This is a genomic window from Pseudomonas sp. REP124, from assembly GCF_020164475.1.
Taxonomy (GTDB): Bacteria; Pseudomonadota; Gammaproteobacteria; order Pseudomonadales; family Pseudomonadaceae; genus Aquipseudomonas.
In genome coordinates this window covers 1-15,926 of record NZ_JAIQWX010000142.1, presented here as the reverse complement: position 1 = coordinate 15,926, position 15,926 = coordinate 1, and the positions used below count along the sequence as shown (strand labels likewise).

The 15,926-nt window shown below is 59.4% G+C and carries 16 protein-coding genes; 6 read left to right on the top strand and 10 right to left on the bottom strand.

Annotated features, from left to right (window positions below):
• Nucleotides 1-9: 9 nt before the first annotated feature.
• A complete protein-coding gene (gene katE, locus K9857_RS24930; protein WP_224540333.1) occupies nt 10-2,148 on the bottom strand; it encodes a catalase HPII in 2,139 nt (712 codons plus the stop codon).
• 208 nt (nt 2,149-2,356) lie between these two features.
• Here katE and K9857_RS24925 point away from each other — a divergent pair, with 208 nt between their 5' ends.
• The 4 genes from K9857_RS24925 (at nt 2,357) to K9857_RS24910 (ending at nt 6,176) form a co-directional block, all read left to right on the top strand.
• On the top strand, nt 2,357-3,364 hold the full coding sequence (locus K9857_RS24925) for a methionine ABC transporter ATP-binding protein (RefSeq protein ID WP_224540331.1): 1,008 nt from the start codon (nt 2,357-2,359) through the stop codon (nt 3,362-3,364).
• Complete coding sequence (locus tag K9857_RS24920) at nt 3,364-4,038, top strand: methionine ABC transporter permease (protein ID WP_224540329.1); 675 nt, start codon at nt 3,364-3,366, stop codon at nt 4,036-4,038. The genes K9857_RS24925 and K9857_RS24920 overlap by 1 nt, the downstream gene beginning before the upstream one ends.
• Before the next feature lie 77 nt (nt 4,039-4,115).
• Nucleotides 4,116-4,886, top strand: a complete 771-nt coding sequence (locus K9857_RS24915; protein WP_224540327.1) for a MetQ/NlpA family ABC transporter substrate-binding protein — start codon at nt 4,116-4,118, stop codon at nt 4,884-4,886.
• 255 nt (nt 4,887-5,141) lie between these two features.
• On the top strand, nt 5,142-6,176 hold the full coding sequence (locus tag K9857_RS24910) for an RHS repeat-associated core domain-containing protein (RefSeq protein ID WP_224540325.1): 1,035 nt from the start codon (nt 5,142-5,144) through the stop codon (nt 6,174-6,176).
• A 115-nt stretch (nt 6,177-6,291) separates the two neighbouring features.
• On the opposite strand, the gene K9857_RS24905 is transcribed toward K9857_RS24910, so the two are convergent.
• From K9857_RS24905 to K9857_RS24885, 5 genes are read right to left on the bottom strand one after another with little or no spacing between them, the layout of a single operon-like run.
• A complete protein-coding gene (locus K9857_RS24905) occupies nt 6,292-6,927 on the bottom strand; it encodes an SCO family protein (RefSeq protein ID WP_224540323.1) in 636 nt (211 codons plus the stop codon).
• Nucleotides 6,924-7,823, bottom strand: a complete 900-nt coding sequence (gene cyoE / locus K9857_RS24900) for a heme o synthase (protein ID WP_224540321.1) — start codon at nt 7,821-7,823, stop codon at nt 6,924-6,926. The genes K9857_RS24905 and cyoE overlap by 4 nt, the downstream gene beginning before the upstream one ends.
• Nucleotides 7,811-8,884, bottom strand: a complete 1,074-nt coding sequence (locus K9857_RS24895; RefSeq protein WP_224540319.1) for a COX15/CtaA family protein — start codon at nt 8,882-8,884, stop codon at nt 7,811-7,813. The genes cyoE and K9857_RS24895 overlap by 13 nt, the downstream gene beginning before the upstream one ends.
• A 10-nt stretch (nt 8,885-8,894) precedes the next feature.
• Nucleotides 8,895-9,488, bottom strand: a complete 594-nt coding sequence (locus K9857_RS24890) for a hypothetical protein (protein ID WP_224540317.1) — start codon at nt 9,486-9,488, stop codon at nt 8,895-8,897.
• Nucleotides 9,454-10,194, bottom strand: coding sequence for an SURF1 family protein (locus K9857_RS24885; protein ID WP_224540315.1), 741 nt, complete (start codon nt 10,192-10,194; stop codon nt 9,454-9,456). Before K9857_RS24885 ends, K9857_RS24890 begins: the two co-directional genes overlap by 35 nt.
• 70 nt (nt 10,195-10,264) lie before the next feature.
• On the opposite strand from K9857_RS24885, the gene K9857_RS24880 reads away from it, so the two are divergent.
• Nucleotides 10,265-10,468 (top strand): twin transmembrane helix small protein, encoded by a 204-nt coding sequence (locus K9857_RS24880; RefSeq protein ID WP_224540313.1) that lies wholly within the window; start codon nt 10,265-10,267, stop codon nt 10,466-10,468.
• A 2-nt stretch (nt 10,469-10,470) separates the two neighbouring features.
• On the opposite strand, the gene K9857_RS24875 is transcribed toward K9857_RS24880, so the two are convergent.
• The 4 genes from K9857_RS24875 to coxB all read right to left on the bottom strand — a co-directional run bounded on the left by K9857_RS24875 (nt 10,471) and on the right by coxB (nt 14,861).
• Nucleotides 10,471-11,358, bottom strand: a complete 888-nt coding sequence (locus tag K9857_RS24875) for a cytochrome c oxidase subunit 3 (protein ID WP_224540311.1) — start codon at nt 11,356-11,358, stop codon at nt 10,471-10,473.
• A 25-nt stretch (nt 11,359-11,383) separates the two neighbouring features.
• Entirely contained in the window at nt 11,384-11,935 is a 552-nt protein-coding gene (locus K9857_RS24870; RefSeq protein ID WP_224540309.1) for a cytochrome c oxidase assembly protein, read from the bottom strand.
• Between the two features lie 129 nt (nt 11,936-12,064).
• A complete protein-coding gene (gene ctaD, locus K9857_RS24865; RefSeq protein WP_224540307.1) occupies nt 12,065-13,651 on the bottom strand; it encodes a cytochrome c oxidase subunit I in 1,587 nt (528 codons plus the stop codon).
• A gap of 82 nt (nt 13,652-13,733) precedes the next feature.
• Nucleotides 13,734-14,861 (bottom strand): cytochrome c oxidase subunit II, encoded by a 1,128-nt coding sequence (gene coxB / locus K9857_RS24860; protein ID WP_224540305.1) that lies wholly within the window; start codon nt 14,859-14,861, stop codon nt 13,734-13,736.
• Between the two features lie 370 nt (nt 14,862-15,231).
• On the opposite strand from coxB, the gene K9857_RS24855 reads away from it, so the two are divergent.
• Nucleotides 15,232-15,873, top strand: coding sequence for a hypothetical protein (locus K9857_RS24855; RefSeq protein ID WP_175375768.1), 642 nt, complete (start codon nt 15,232-15,234; stop codon nt 15,871-15,873).
• The last annotated feature ends 53 nt before the right edge of the window (nt 15,874-15,926 follow it).

Below are 15,926 nucleotides of genomic sequence, written 5' to 3'. Positions count from 1 at the left end.
AGGCTTTCTTCAGGCCGGAACCGCCTTGGCCTTCGGCTCCCGCTCCCAAACCCGATGCTGCCCGATCGCCGCGAAAAATGCTTTGAACGACTTGGCATCCGCCCCGACGATCAACCCCGCATCCGCCTCCAGCTTCAACACATCCAGCAACTGCTTCGCTTCGCCGTGCAGAGCAATCGCCTTCAAATGCTTATAAGCCTCCAGCACGTAATGCAGCGCTACGCCGTCACCGCTCAAGGCCTGGATCGACGCCGCACCACCAGGCACGAACACCGCGTCGAAGGCAATTGACGGCATCCCTTCCATCGACGCATCCACCGCAAGCGATTTGCCGTCGGCAGTTTTCACCGGTGCCGAAGTCGGGCCGAGCAGTTTGGCGTGGGCGCCTTCGGCCTTGAGTGCTTTCTTCATGGCATCGATCGCCGCGCCGTCGACGCCATCGGCCGCCAGGATCGCCACCTTGCGCGTCTTGATATCGGCGGGCAGCAAGTTGGCCTGGCTCAGGGCAGGCGAGCGATCCAGTGAAGTTTTCGGCACGTCCACCGTTCCTGCTTTCGGGGCGGGCAAACCGAGGTTCTGCGCGACCCGTTTGGCCAGTTCCAGATCAATGTTGGCCAGGATCTCGTTGACCTGCCGGGCGCGGATGAACTCGCGCTCGACCTTGCCCAGTTCGAAGCTGTAGGCCGCAATGATGTGTTCTTTCTCGTGGTCGCTCATGCTGTTGAAAAACAGCCGCGCCTGAGAGAAGTGGTCGCCGAACGACTCGCTGCGCTGGCGGACTTTGTTGGCGTCGATGCGCTCGTAATAACTCTCGAAGCCGCCATCTTCTGCTGCGGGCGGCGTTTCCTTCGGCCAGCCTCCGTCGATGGAATTGGGTTCGTACGCCGCGCGTCCCTTGTCGATGGTGGTGCGATGCTGTGCATCTCGCTGGCCGTTGTGAATCGGGATCACCGGACGATTGATGGGAATCTCGTGAAAATTCGGCCCACCCAGTCGGCTGATTTGCGTATCGGTGTAGGAAAACAACCGACCTTGCAGCAACGGGTCGTTGGAAAAGTCGATCCCCGGCACGATATGCCCCGGGCAGAACGCGACCTGCTCGGTCTCGGCAAAGAAGTTGTCCGGGTTGCGGTTGAGCACCATTTTGCCCAGTGGGGTAATCGGCACGATTTCTTCGGGGATTATTTTGGTCGGGTCGAGGATGTCGAAGTCGAAGGCATGCTCGTTTTCTTCCTCGACTACCTGAACCCCCAGCTCCCATTCCGGATAATCGCCCATCTCGATGGACTCCCAGAGATCGCGACGGTGGTAGTCGGTGTCCTTGCCTGCCAGCTTCTGCGCTTCATCCCACACCAGCGAGCAGGTGCCGGCGGTGGGGCGCCAGTGGAATTTGACGAAGCGCGATTTGCCGTCGGCATTGATCATGCGGAAGGTATGCACGCCGAAGCCCTGCATGCTGCGCAGGCTCTTGGGGATCGCCCGGTCGGACATGGCCCAGATCACCATGTGCGCCGATTCAGGCTGCAAGGAAACAAAGTCCCAGAAGGTGTCGTGGGCCGAGCCGCCGGTGGGGATTTCGTTGTGGGGCTCGGGTTTCACCGCATGGACGAAATCGGGAAACTTGATGGCGTCCTGAATGAAAAACACCGGCATGTTGTTGCCCACCAGGTCGTAGACGCCTTCGTCGGTGTAGAACTTCACGGCGAAACCGCGCACATCGCGTACGGTATCGCCCGAGCCGCGCGGCCCCTGAACGGTAGAAAAGCGCACGAACACCGGGGTCTTTTTCGCTGGGTCCCTCAGGAAACCGGCCTTGGTCAGCGCGCTGTGATTCTCATAGGTCTGAAAATAGCCGTGAGCCCCTGTACCCCGGGCATGCACGATGCGTTCGGGAATCCGCTCATGGTCAAAATGCGTGATCTTTTCACGCATGATGAAATCTTCCAGCAGCGAAGGCCCGCGGGCGCCGGCCTTCAGGGTGTTCTGGTTGTCTGCCACCTTCACGCCTTGATTGGTGCGCAGGGCCTGTCCGGTGGCGTCGGAGCGGAAATGCTCCAGGCTCTCGAGCTTGGAATTGGTGTTGTTGCGGTCCAGGGTATCGGTCCCGGCCAGTTCGCTCTTGGGCGCGGCAGGCTTTTTAGTACTCATCGGGGATCACTCCTCAGGCTGATTCGAGTTGCCTAAGTAGTGACTGATGACGTTTTTGGGCGTTCCTTTTATCTGACCTTTGATCGCGTTATTGCCAAAACGCTGGATGAAAGCGAAATAAATGCTAAGAACCTCTATACGGACAGGCTAAAATGCGCGCCCGGCTAACCGCTGACCCTATTCCAACGCGCCCCACAAGGTTCGCTACGTGATCGAGTTTCAAAACGTCCATAAAACCTACCGCGTCGCCGGTAAGGATATCCCCGCCCTGCACCCGACCAGTCTGACGATTGAGAACGGTCAGGTGTTCGGCCTGATCGGCCATTCCGGAGCGGGAAAAAGTACCCTGCTGCGTCTGATCAATCGCCTGGAAAACGCCAGCGGCGGCAAGATCATCGTCGACGGCGAGGAAATCACCGCGCTCGACGCCAACGGCCTGCGCCGTTTCCGTCAGCAGGTCGGGATGATTTTCCAGCACTTCAACCTGCTGGCGTCCAAGACCGTGGCCGACAACGTCGCGCTGCCGCTGACGCTGGCCGGTGAAATGTCCCGCAGCGACATCGACAAGCGCGTCGCCGAGTTGCTGGCCCGGGTCGGTCTGTCCGATCACGCCAACAAATACCCGGCGCAATTGTCCGGCGGGCAGAAACAGCGCGTCGGCATTGCCCGCGCCCTGGCCACCAAGCCGAAGATCCTGCTGTGCGACGAGGCCACCAGTGCCCTGGACCCTCAGACCACGGCGTCGGTCCTGCAATTGCTGGCCGAGATCAACCGCGAACTGAAACTGACCATCGTGCTGATCACCCATGAAATGGACGTGATCCGTCGGGTCTGCGATCAGGTCGGCGTGATGGATGCCGGCGTGATCGTCGAACAGGGTCCGGTGGCCGAGGTGTTCCTGCACCCGAAACACCCGACCACCAAGCGTTTCGTGCAGGAAGACGAGCAGATCGACGAAGGCGAACAGCGCGATGACTTCGCTCATGTGCCGGGCCGTATCGTGCGTCTGACCTTTCAGGGCGAAGCGACCTACGCGCCGTTGCTCGGCACCGTCGCCCGTGAAACCGGCGTGGACTACAGCATCCTTGCCGGACGCATCGACCGCATCAAAGACATCCCTTACGGGCAACTGACCCTGGCCGTCACCGGCGGTGACATGGAAGCGGCCTTCGCCCGCTTCACCGCGGCCGACGTCCACATGGAGGTGCTGCGTTAATGGAAGCCCTGACAACTTTCTTCGCCAACATCGACTGGTTCGAAATCTGGCTGGCTACCGTCGACACCCTGCTGATGCTCGGCGGCTCGCTGCTTTTCACAGTGCTGCTCGGCCTGCCGCTGGGCGTGCTGCTGTTCCTCTGCAGTCCGCGCCAGTTGCTGGAAGCCAAAGGCGTCTACGCGATGCTGTCACTGGTGGTGAACATCCTGCGTTCGCTGCCCTTCATCATTCTGCTGATCGTGATGATTCCGTTCACCGTGTTGATCACCGGCACCTCGCTGGGTGTCGCCGGTGCGATCCCGCCACTGGTAGTTGGCGCCACGCCGTTCTTCGCGCGCCTGGTGGAAACCGCGCTGCGTGAAGTGGATCGCGGCATCATCGAAGCGACCCAGGCCATGGGCGCAACCACGCGGCAGATCATCACCAATGCCTTGCTGCCCGAAGCCCGTCCGGGCATTTTCGCGGCGATTACGGTGACCGCGATTACACTGGTTTCCTACACGGCGATGGCCGGTGTGGTGGGCGCCGGTGGTCTGGGTGACCTGGCGATTCGCTTCGGTTACCAGCGTTTCCAGACTGACGTGATGGTCGTCACGGTGATTTTGCTGCTGGTGCTGGTGCAGGTTCTGCAAACCGTCGGCGACAAGCTGGTGGTGCACTTCTCTCGTAAATAATCGTTTTCGTATTTTGCAAATGTGCCGGCCATTCGCTGGCAGGCGCCGGATCGGGCGCCTCACAAGGAGTTAGCTGAATGAAAAAACTACTCGTCGCGTTCGCTGCCGTTGCAGCCTTTTCCGCCCACGCCGACACCCTGACCGTAGCCGCCACCCCGGTGCCGCACGCCGAGATTCTCGAGTTCGTGAAACCGGCCCTGGCCAAAGACGGCGTCGACCTGAAGGTCAAGGTCTTCACCGACTACATCCAGCCGAACGTGCAGGTGGCCGAAAAACGTCTGGACGCCAACTTCTTCCAGCACCAGCCGTACCTCGATGAGTTCAACAAGGCCAAGGGCACCAACCTGGTTTCCGTGGCCGGCGTGCATCTGGAGCCGCTGGGCGCCTACTCCAGCAAGTACAAGAAGCTCGATGAGCTGCCTAGCACCGCCACCGTAGTGATCCCGAACGACGCCACCAACGGCGGCCGCGCGCTGTTGCTGCTGGCCAAGGCTGGCGTGATCACCTTGAAGGACTCGAACAACATCCTGTCGACCGTCAAGGACATCACCGAGAACCCGAAAAACCTGAAGTTCCGTGAACTGGAAGCCGCGACCATCCCGCGCGTGCTGACCCAGGTCGACCTGGCGCTGATCAACACCAACTATGCGCTGGAAGCCAAACTCGATCCGTCCAAGGACGCGCTGGTCATTGAAGGCAGCGACTCGCCATACGTGAACATCCTGGTTGCCCGTCCGGACGACAAGGACAGCGAAGACATGAAGAAACTGGTCGCTGCCCTGCACAGCCCGGAAGTGAAGGCCTTCATCCTCGAGAAGTACAAAGGCGCCGTGGTGCCGGCGTTCTGATCCGAAGCCGTAACAAAAAAGGGGACGCCATGTGCGTCCCTTTTTTTGTGCCCCGTCCCCTGTAGGAGCGAAGCTTGCTCGCGAAAGCGGTGGATCAGTTGGCATCCATTTGGCTGACACACCGCCTTCGCGAGCAAGCTTCGCTCCTACAGATAACTGCGGATGCTCTACCCCTATCAGATCTGATAGTAGACAGGTTTCCTTAAAAACTTGATTCTGCCTGCTGTAAGAGAAGCATCTATAGGAGATGAACTCATGCCAGCGTCCCATGGAATCGAACTCTGTCATTACTTCTATGATCCGCTCGATCGGCTTATCGAAACGACTACGGTTAACGGTGGGAAACTCCGACGTTTTTACTGTAAAGATCGACTGACAACGGAAATCCAAGGAGGGGTGAAACGTACGGTTTTTCAGCAGAGTGTGTACCTATTAGCGCAGTTGAACCGAAAGGATGACTCGGATGAAATCTCATTTTTGGCAACAGATGAAGGCCGTTCTGTATTGCAAGTTATCAACAACGACAGCCACGTTCCACTCATGTATTCAGCCTATGGTTATGATTTGAGAGGTGGAAGCTATACATCGTTATTGAAGTTCAATGGCGATCGATCTGATTCAGTGACTGGAAATTATTCGCTAGGCAATGGTTGTCGCGTATTTAGCCCGCTTTTGATGCGATTTATCAGTCCCGATCGTTTGAGTCCATTCGAGAGAGGCGGATTAAATTCTTATGTATATTGTTTGGGCGACCCCATTAATCGATCGGATGAAACTGGTCAATATTCTTTGCTCAAGTCAGTACTTTCGTTACTTGGGTTGAGGAAGAAGCCAGAGCTGTTCGACTTAAGGTATGACCCAGAGTTTCGAGCAATGCTTCATGAGGAGTTCATGAGTACCAAGCATAAGGAAGTAGAACCTACTATTCGAATTATTAGAAATAGAAAAGATTTTGAATATATTGGTCCTGGGGGTGAAGCAAAATTTGTTTTGACGAAAAGTGGAAAATTAATAACGGGGAAGTTGTGGGATTATGCCTATCGGCAGAAAAATAACATAGAAGGTGCGTTTTATTTGCCACATCATGGGAGTTTGGTTGCAAACCAAAAAAGTAAACAGGTTATTAGTGCTGGCTACATTCGAGTAGAGCGCTTTGGAGAGGTGGTTATTAATAACCATTCAGGTCACTATAATCCAACGTTTGAGTCCCTCTCTAATGTAAAAAAATACTTGGAAAAAAATAACATTTCAAACGCTGTTAAATTGATTCGATTCGACAATAAAGCTTGAGAACCTGCCGATCGTTAGCAACGCGGAGTGCTGAGGGAGCGAACGGATTGGGTTCAGCTCTCACATTCGATAAAGGCCGACACGGATATCTTCGGCCAAGTGCCTCACGCCGATGTCACTGGCGCCGGAGCATCACCGGCAACTGCGCCACCAGCTTCTGATTATTCAAAGGCGCCCGAATGAACCCGCGCTGCGTCCCGTCCGGCCCGATCACGGCCAGGTTGCCGCTGTGATCCACCGTGTAATTCGGCTTGCTGGTGTCCGCCGGAATGAACGGAATGCTCACCGCGTTGGCGACTTTCTGCAGCTCATCGGTGGAGGTCGGGGTCAGGCCGATGAACTGTGGGTCGAAGTAACCCAGGTACTGCTTGAGCTGCTTGGGCGTGTCGCGGTTCGGGTCGACGCTGACCAGCACGATCTGCAATTTATCCACAGCCTCGGGCGGCAGCTCGCTCTTGATCTGGCGCAGTTGGGCGAGGGTGGTCGGGCAGATGTCCGGGCAGAAGGTGTAGCCGAAGAACAGCAGGCTCCACTTGCCCTTGAGCTCGTTGATCGCGACTGGCTTGCCTTCCTGATCGGTCATGGTCACGTCCGGCAGGTTGCGGCTTTGCGGCAGCAGGATGATGCCGGCATCGATCAGCGCCGTCGGGTCGCCCTGGCCTTTGCCGGACAGCACTTTGTTGATGGTCAGGCCCAGGACCAGTGCAATCAGGGCGACAAGGATGAAGACGGTTTTCTGGGTTCGGGTCATAGGTTCAGCATCAGGTAATGGTCTACGAGCAGGGCGATAAACAGCAGGAACAAGTAGTAAATAGAGTACTTGAAGGTGTTGATCGCCGCGTGCGGCCGAGTGCCACGGTACAGCACCACGGCCCATTGCAGAAATCTTGCGCCAAGGCCCGCGGCGCAAATCAGGTAGAGCAGGCCGCTCATGTGGATCGCATAGGGCATCAGGCTCACGGCCAGCAACGCGCCGGTATAAAGCAGGATGTGCACCTTGGTGTAATGCTCGCCGTGGGTCACCGGCAGCATCGGAATGTCGGCCTTGGCGTATTCCTCTTTGCGATGGATCGCCAGCGCCCAGAAATGCGGCGGGGTCCAGGCGAAGATGATCAGCACCAGCAACAGCGGTTCGGCGCTGACGTGGCCTGTGGCGGCGGTCCAGCCCAGCAGTGGCGGGGCGGCACCGGCGAGGCCGCCGATCACGATGTTCTGCGGCGTCGCGCGTTTCAGAAAACCGGTGTAGATCACCGCATAACCGAGCAGAGACGCCAGGGTCAGCCATGCTGTCAGCGGATTGGTGAACGCCAGCAGCAACGCCTGGCCCAGCACTGCCAGCACCAGGGCGAAGGTCAGCGCCGTCGCCGGTGAAACCCGTCCTTCGGCCAATGGCCGCTTGTGGGTGCGGGCCATCACCGCATCAATGCGCCGATCCACCACATGGTTCACCGCCGCCGCGCCGCCGGCACACAAGGCGATGCCCAGGTTGCCGAACACCAGCACAGTCCACGGCACCCCGGCGCGGGTCGCCAGGAACATCCCCACCAGCGAGGTGATGAGCATCAGCACCACCACCTTGGGTTTGGTCAGCTCCAGATAGTCACGCCAGATCGCCTGACTGGGACGCTCGCCGATCAGAATCGCCATGGCATCTCTCCTTTTATTGTTATGGGCGCGGCTGAATGTTTACGCGGGCTGAAGCGCCAGCGCGTCGGCTGCGTGACCCGCACCAGGCTGGTCCGGGCGTGATAGTTGACCAGCACCATCGTCAGCAGCAGCGCCGCGCCGCCGGCGTTGTGCGCCACGGCCACCGGCAGCGGCAGATGGAACAGCACGTTGCTGATGCCCAGGGTGATCTGCGCAGCGAGGGCCACCAGCACCAGGCTCGCGAGCCGGGTCATCCCCACGACTTTCAATTGCCAGGCCAGCCCCAGCAGAACCAACGTCACCACCAGAGCGCCAATGCGATGAGTCAGGTGAATCGCCGTGCGGGCATCGCTGTCCAGTTGACCGCCAAGGTAATTCGGGCCGATGTGCTGGGTCAGGTGAAAGCCGTTGGCGAAGTCGGCGGGCGGCAGCCACTGCCCGTGGCAGGTGGGAAAATCGATGCAGGCCACGGCGGCATAGTTGGAGCTGACCCAGCCGCCGAGGGCGATCTGCCCGATCACCAGCAGAAGTCCGGCGGTGGCCCAGTACTGCAGGCGGCGCGGCACCGTCAGCGCCGGCAGTACGCCGGAAAGGCGCAACGTCAGCAGGAACAACAGACTCAAGGTGGCGAAACCCCCGAGCAAATGCCCGGTCACCACCTGCGGCCAGAGCTTGAGCGTCACCGTCCACATGCCGAAAGCGGCCTGTGCAAACACTACCGCCAACAGAAACAGCGGCAGCTTCACCGGTTGCCCCGGATGCCGCCGATGGACCCAGGCGCGACCGGCCAATACGGAAATCAGCAGGCCCAAGGTGCCGGCAAAGTAGCGGTGGATCATCTCGTTCCAGCCCTTGTGGGCTTCCACCGGAGCGTCCGGGAAGTGCAGTTCGGCATGGGCCAGCTGGGCTTCGCTTTTCGGCACGCTGATGAAGCCGTAGCAGCCGGGCCAGTCCGGGCAGCCGAGGCCGGCGTGGGTCAGGCGGGTGTAGGCGCCGAGCAGCACCACAATCAGCGCCAGCAAAGTGGCAAACAGCGCGAGGCGAAATCCAGGTTTGGCCATGACGATGCCCTTATCCGATGTTCGACAGTTTCAGCAGGTGGCGCAGGTCGTTGAGCAGGTCCTTGCCTTTGACCGACGGGCCGTAGCGCAGCACCAGATTGCCGTGGGGGTCGATGATCCACAGTTGCGGTACCGCCTGGTCCGCCGAGGTTTTGCGGAATGCGCCAAGATCCAGCGAATAGCGCTGCAACTGCGGATACTCGCGGGTCAATTTGGCGTCGTAATCGCCATTCAGCGGTTGGGCCGTTGCGAGTCCGTGGCTGGCGCGCGAAGCGTCCTTGCCCAGGCCGATCTGAATCTGCCGGGCCAGATACACCAATTGCTGACAATCCACGGCGCATGTCTGCGGCGCGGTCACCAACAGCTGCCAGCGCTGCTCATCGGCCTGCACGCCGAGGTCGGCGCGGGACTGGCCATTGCCGATCATCTCGCCGTGATAGCTGCGCCCATCCGGCACCCAGAACTGCAATTTGTACATGCCGGTGGCAAGGATCATCGGGCCGATCACCCCGAGCACGATCAGCAGCAGTTGAATGCGTCCCTTGCGCCGCGTCGCCGGCGTTTTGGCCTCAGACATGCTGGGTGGATTCATGGCCGCTCCCATGGTGTTTCTCCTTTGCGTTGTGCCAGCCGAGGTACAGATAAAGGCCGAGCAGGGCGATCGACATGGCGAACCACTGCACGGCATAAGCGATGTGTTTTTCCGGGCCCATGGCAACCACCGGCCAGTCGGCCTGGTAAGTGGCGGGGCCGGTTTCTGCGCGTAATTCGTAGGCGAAGCCGTCGCGGTCGAGGGCTTTCCAGAGGGCGTTCGGGTCAATGGCCGTCAGCAGTTTTGGCCAGGTGCTGGTGTTCGGGTCGGCGTGAAGCTGGAAGGCTGCGCCGGGGGAGACGTAGACCCAGGCGTCGAGACTCAGGACGTCCGTGGGGGTAGTGAATTGCGGTGGTGTGCGGCGATCCGGCCAGGGCAGCCAGCCGCGATTGACCAGCAGCCACAGCCCGGTGGCCTGATCCTGAAAGGGTTGCAGCAGCTCGACGCCGACCTTGCCGTTACGCTGGCGGTTATCCAGCAGAACGCTGTGGGCGGCATCGAATTGACCGTGCAGACGTACCCGGCGAAAGGCCGGATCGGCGCTGTGTTGCAGTTCGGTGCTGGCCACAGGCTCCGCGGCCCGGCGCTCGGCATAGCTTTGCAGCAGCGCGCTTTTCTCCGCGCCCCGGCTCAGCTGCCAGAACCCGAGCGACACCAGCAGCGGCAGCAACAGGGCGACCACCAGTGTCGGGACGACGCCCGGCCGAAAGCGCTTCATGGCGTGGCCAGAAAGTCGGTCAGCGCGATAGCTATACTCAAATGCATCGCATGTCCCCCGGAGTTACACCATGCTCAAAGCAGCTATCGTCCTGATGCTGATTGCCACGGTTGTCAGCCTGTTCAGCGGCCTGTTTTTTCTGGTCAAGGACGACAGCCGTTCGAACCGCGTCGTCATTGCCTTGAGTGTCCGTGTCGCACTGGCCGCGATTACCGTGGGCTTGATTGCCTGGGGTTTCTTCAGCGGCCAGTTGGTCTCACATGCGCCTTGGTAGCCTTAAAGCACATAGACGAAGATGAACAGCCCGATCCACACCACGTCCACGAAGTGCCAATACCAGCTCGCCGCTTCGAAGCCGAACTGGTGATCGTTGTCGAAATGCCCGCGCATGATCCGCATCAGCATCACGAACAGGATGATGGTGCCGATGGTCACGTGGGCGCCGTGGAAGCCGGTGAGCATGAAGAACGTGGCGCCGTAGATGCCCGAGCCCAGGGTCAGGCCCAGTTCCTTGTAGGCGTGGATGTATTCTTCAGCCTGGAAACCGAGGAACGCGCAGCCCAGCAACACGGTAATCGCCAACCAGAGTTTCAGCGCACCGCGATGGCCCTTTTTCAGGGCGTGGTGAGCGATGGTCACGGTGACGCTGGAACTGACCAGCAACACGGTGTTGAGCAGCGGCAGACCCCAGGGACTGATGACGTCCTTGGGCGGCGGAAATAGCTTGGAATCCGGGTTGTTCAACAGCGGCCAAGTGAACTCGAATCCTGGCCAGAGCATATGGGCAAGGCCTTTGGTGCCTTCACCGCCGAGCGCTGGGCCCGAAACATGACGCACGTAGAACAACGCACCGAAGAAGGCGATGAAAAACATCACCTCGGAGAAAATGAACCAGCTCATGCCCCAGCGGAACGAGCGATCCATCTGCGCACTGTACAGTCCCGCGCGACCTTCCTTGATCACCGTGCCGAACCAGCCGAACAGCATGTAGGCCAGCAGCAGGCCGCCGACGAAAAAGATCAGCGGGCCGTGGGATTCCGGGCGCGCAGCCTTCAGGTCGTTGAACCAGGTCGCCAGGCCATACACGGTGACGAACATGCCGACCGTGGCGACGATCGGCCATTTGCTCTGGGCCGGTACGTAATAGTGCTCATGAGTTGCCATTTATTGTTCTCCTTATCGGGCACGCTCAACCGCCAGTGTTTACGGCTACCGGTGGATGTCGGGCGGTGATATCGAACAGCGTGTAGGACAGCGTCAGGTGCTTCACATCCTTGGGCATGTCGCGGTCAACAATGAAACGCACCGGCATTTCGATTCGTTCACCGGGCTGCAGCACTTGCTGGGTAAAGCAGAAGCATTCGGTCTTGTGGAAATACGCCGCCGCGGCACTGGGCGCGATGCTCGGTACGGCCTGGGCGCTCATCGGGCGGTCGGTGGGGTTGTGTGCAATGAAGATCATCTCGTTCACGGCCCCGGGATTGGTCGTCAGCTCATCCTGCTTGGGATAGAAGTCCCAGGACATGTCGGCGGAATTGGTCGACAGAAACTGCACCCGCACCTGCCGCGAGGCATCAACGACCTGCTCGCCCTCGTATTGCCCGGCGGTCTTGCCATTGATGCCGAAGACCTTGCACATCACGTCGTAGATCGGCACCAGGGCAAACCCGAAAACAAACATCGCCACCACCACCAGCATCAGGCGGGTGACCAGTTTTTTCATTGAGATCGAGTCAGCCATGATTTCAGTCCTCGACCGAGATCCCTGTGGGAGCGGGCTTGCCCGCGATGGCGGCGTATCTGACACACCGCGTCGGCTCTATCGCAGGCAAGCCAGCTCCCACAGAGGTTAGTGCAAGGCAGGCAATGTTCATTTCACTTCCGGCGGCGTGGTGAAGGTGTGATACGGCGCCGGCGACGGAATGCTCCACTCGAGGCCCTCGGCCCCATCCCACGGTTTGGCCGGTGCAGGCGGGCCGCCGCGAATGGTCTTGATCACAATGAACAGGAAGAAGATCTGCGTGGTACCGAACATGAACGCGCCGATCGACGACACCATGTTGAAGTCGGCGAATTGCAGGTTGTAGTCCGGAATCCGCCGCGGCATTCCCGCCAGGCCCACGAAGTGCATCGGGAAGAAGGCCATGTTCATGCCGATGAACGACAGCCAGAAATGCAGCTTGCCGAGGGTTTCGTCGTACATGTGGCCGGTCCACTTTGGCAGCCAGTAGTACGCCGAGGCGAAGATCCCGAAGATCGCCCCGGGCACCAGTACATAGTGGAAGTGCGCGACCACGAAGTAGGTGTCCTGGTACTGGAAGTCCGCCGGAGCGATGGCCAGCATCAACCCGGAGAAACCGCCGATGGAGAACAGGATCACGAACGCCACCGCGAACAGCATCGGCGTCTCGAAGGTCAGCGAGCCCTGCCACATGGTGCTGGCCCAGTTGAACACCTTCACCCCGGTCGGCACCGCGATCAACAGCGTGGCGTACATGAAGAACAGCTCGCCCACCAGCGGAATGCCCACCACGAACATGTGGTGCGCCCAGACGATGAACGACAGGAACGCGATGCTCGCCGTGGCGTAGACCATCGAGGTGTAGCCGAACAGCGGCTTGCGCGAGAAGGTCGGGATGATCGAGCTGACGGCGCCGAACGCCGGCAGGATCATGATGTACACCTCGGGATGCCCGAAGAACCAGAACACGTGCTGGAACAGTACAGGGTCACCGCCACCGGCGGCACTGAAGAAGCTGGTGCCGAAGTGGATGTCCATCAGCATCATCGTCACGCAACCGGCCAGTACCGGCATCACCGCGATCAGCAGAAATGCTGTGATCAGCCAGGTCCAGACGAACAGCGGCATTTTCATCAACGTCATGCCGGGGGCGCGCAGGTTGAGGATGGTGGCGATCACGTTGATCGCGCCCATGATCGAACTGATCCCCATCAAGTGGATGGCAAAGATGAAGAAGGTCACGCTTTCCGGCGCATAGGTCGTCGACAGCGGTGCGTAGAAGGTCCAGCCGAAGTTCGGCCCGCCTCCGGGCATGAACAGGGTCGACACCAGCATCAGAAACGCCGCCGGCAACAGCCAGAAACTGAAGTTGTTCATCCGTGGCAGGGCCATGTCCGGCGCGCCGATCATCAGCGGCACCATCCAGTTGGCCAGGCCGACGAAGGCCGGCATCACTGCGCCGAAGACCATCACCAGACCGTGCATGGTGGTCATCTGGTTGAAGAACTCCGGCTGGACGATCTGCAGCCCGGGCTGGAACAGCTCGGCGCGAATCACCATCGCGAAGGAGCCGCCCAGCAGGAACATGGAAAACGCGAACCACAGGTACAGCGTGCCGATGTCCTTGTGGTTGGTGGTCAGCACCCAGCGCATCAGGCCTTTGGCGGGGCCGTGGGCGTGGTCGGCATGACCATGGTCATCGATGACGGCGCTCATGGCTTGTCTCCTGTCAACAGATGGGCTGGGCGGGCCGAGGCGTCGTGCCCCGGCCGGTTGCTTGCATGCGCGTTAGGCCGGGTCATTTGCTTTCCGCCTGTTTGAGCTCCAGCACTTCTTTCGGCGTGACCATGTCGCCCTTGTTGTTGCCCCAGGCGTTACGTTCATAGGTCACGACGGCCGCCATATCGACTTCCGAGAGCTGCTTGCCGAACGCCGCCATGGCGGTGCCGGGCTTGCCGTGGAAGACAATGCTCAGGTGCGCGTCTTTCGGTCCGGTGGCGATTTTCGAGCCCTTGAGTGCCGGGAACATCGGCGGCAGACCCTGGCCTTCAGCCTGGTGACAGGCCACGCAGGTGGTGTGATAGACCTTGTCGCCGCGCTCCACGAGTTCTTCGAGTGTCCATTCCTTGCTGGTCATCTCTTTGAGTTGCGCCGCTTCAGCCTTGCGCTCGGCCAGCCATTTCTCGTAGTCGGCCTTTTCCTTGACCTCGACCACAATCGGCATGAACCCGTGGTCCTTGCCGCACAGCTCGGCGCACTGGCCGCGGTACAGACCGGGTTTTTCGACGCGGGTCCAAGCCTCGTTGACGAACCCCGGGATCGCATCGCGCTTGACCGCGAAGGCCGGCACCCACCAGGAGTGGATCACGTCGGCGGAGGTCACAAGGAAGCGCACCTTGGCGCCAACAGGCAGCACCAGCGGCTTGTCGACCTCGAGCAAGTAGTGCTCGCCCTTGGTCTCCTTGTTGTGGATCTGGTCGGCGGGAGTGGCCAGGTTGCTGAAGAACTCGACGTCCTGGCCCAGGTATTTGTAGTGCCACTTCCACTGATAGCCCGTGACCTGGATATCGATATCCGGCTCACTGGCGTCGTACATCTTGATCAGGGTGGCTGTCGCCGGAATCGCCATGGCCACCAGAATCAGGAACGGCACGATGGTCCAGAGGATTTCGACGGTAGTGCTTTCGTGGAATTTTGCGGCGACCTGCCCGGTCGAGCGGCGATGCACCATCATCGACCAGAACATGGCACCGAAGACGATGATGCCGATCACTACACAGATCCAGAAAATGGTCATGTGCAGGTCAAACACAGCGTGACTGATTTCAGTCGCTCCAGGCGCCATATTCACAGTCCAGGCCGCTTGCGCCGGGCTGAAAATCGACCACAACAGGAGGCCCATCCAGACATGTGGATGTCGCATCATTGCGGGTTCCCCTTATCGTTCTTTTTATCCCGCCGGCTTTCACCTGCGGCAAGGGAGCGGCTGCATCAGACTACGAACTTGAATTGCCGGGCCTTGCTGCGTGTGCAGTCGGGCTTCATCAGCTAACTCCATTCATGAGCGAGTATAGACAGCGACTCTCACCTCGCAACGTGAAGGCGTAAATCGAGTGAAACAGCATTAACTTGCTTTGCAGGTCAAGAATGGAGAAGGATGCAGATGAGTGGTGGCACTCGGATATAACGGGGGCGTCTCAAGGATGAAACAATTATGACAAATGCGTCTTAGCATTTTTCGTAAGCCAGCTAAGTTATGTCTTCCCTATTTCATTGCCTTGTTCCCTGGAGTTTTCATGAACACCGCCGCATTGCGCGAGCAGATCCGAAAAGCCCAACAACACGAAGCCGAAACCGGCCTGCTGACCCGTCAACTGGAAAGCAAACTGCCTCATCTCCACCCGGCGATCCAATTGCCGGAAACCGATGCCAATGGCGTGCTGACGCGTTTTGTCGCCGCCTACATCGACGAAGTGCCTGATCTGCTGGAAGCAGCCAATGAAGTCGCAAGGGAAGCGGGAATCGAGTCGCAGATCAAACCGGTGCTGAAAATCGCCGAGCAGTATTTCCTCCAGCCGCCCGCCATCATGGCGGGCCATGTGGGCCTCGACAGCCTGCTGGATGAAGCTTATCTCGCGCACCGATTCGTCGAAGAGGTCAACGACCTGTACATCAAGCATTTCGGCCAGCCACTGATCCCTCTGGACATGACGGTCGCCAATCTGATTGCTCACCAATTGATCGGTGAGGAATTTGCCAACCAACTGGACGAGGCGGTGCATCACGCTGTGGACGAGATGCTCAACGACGACAGCTTTGCGCTGGAGTCGGTGGAAGCCTACCGCGACAAACTCAGCAGCCCGGACACTGGCGCGGCGTGGAAACGCTGGCCGTGCATGTCCCGCCGCCTGGGTGTGGGCCTGGAACTCGAGGCCTGATTCCACCTCATCACCTGTGGGGCGTGCCTGCCCCTGTTCCCTGTAGGAGCGAG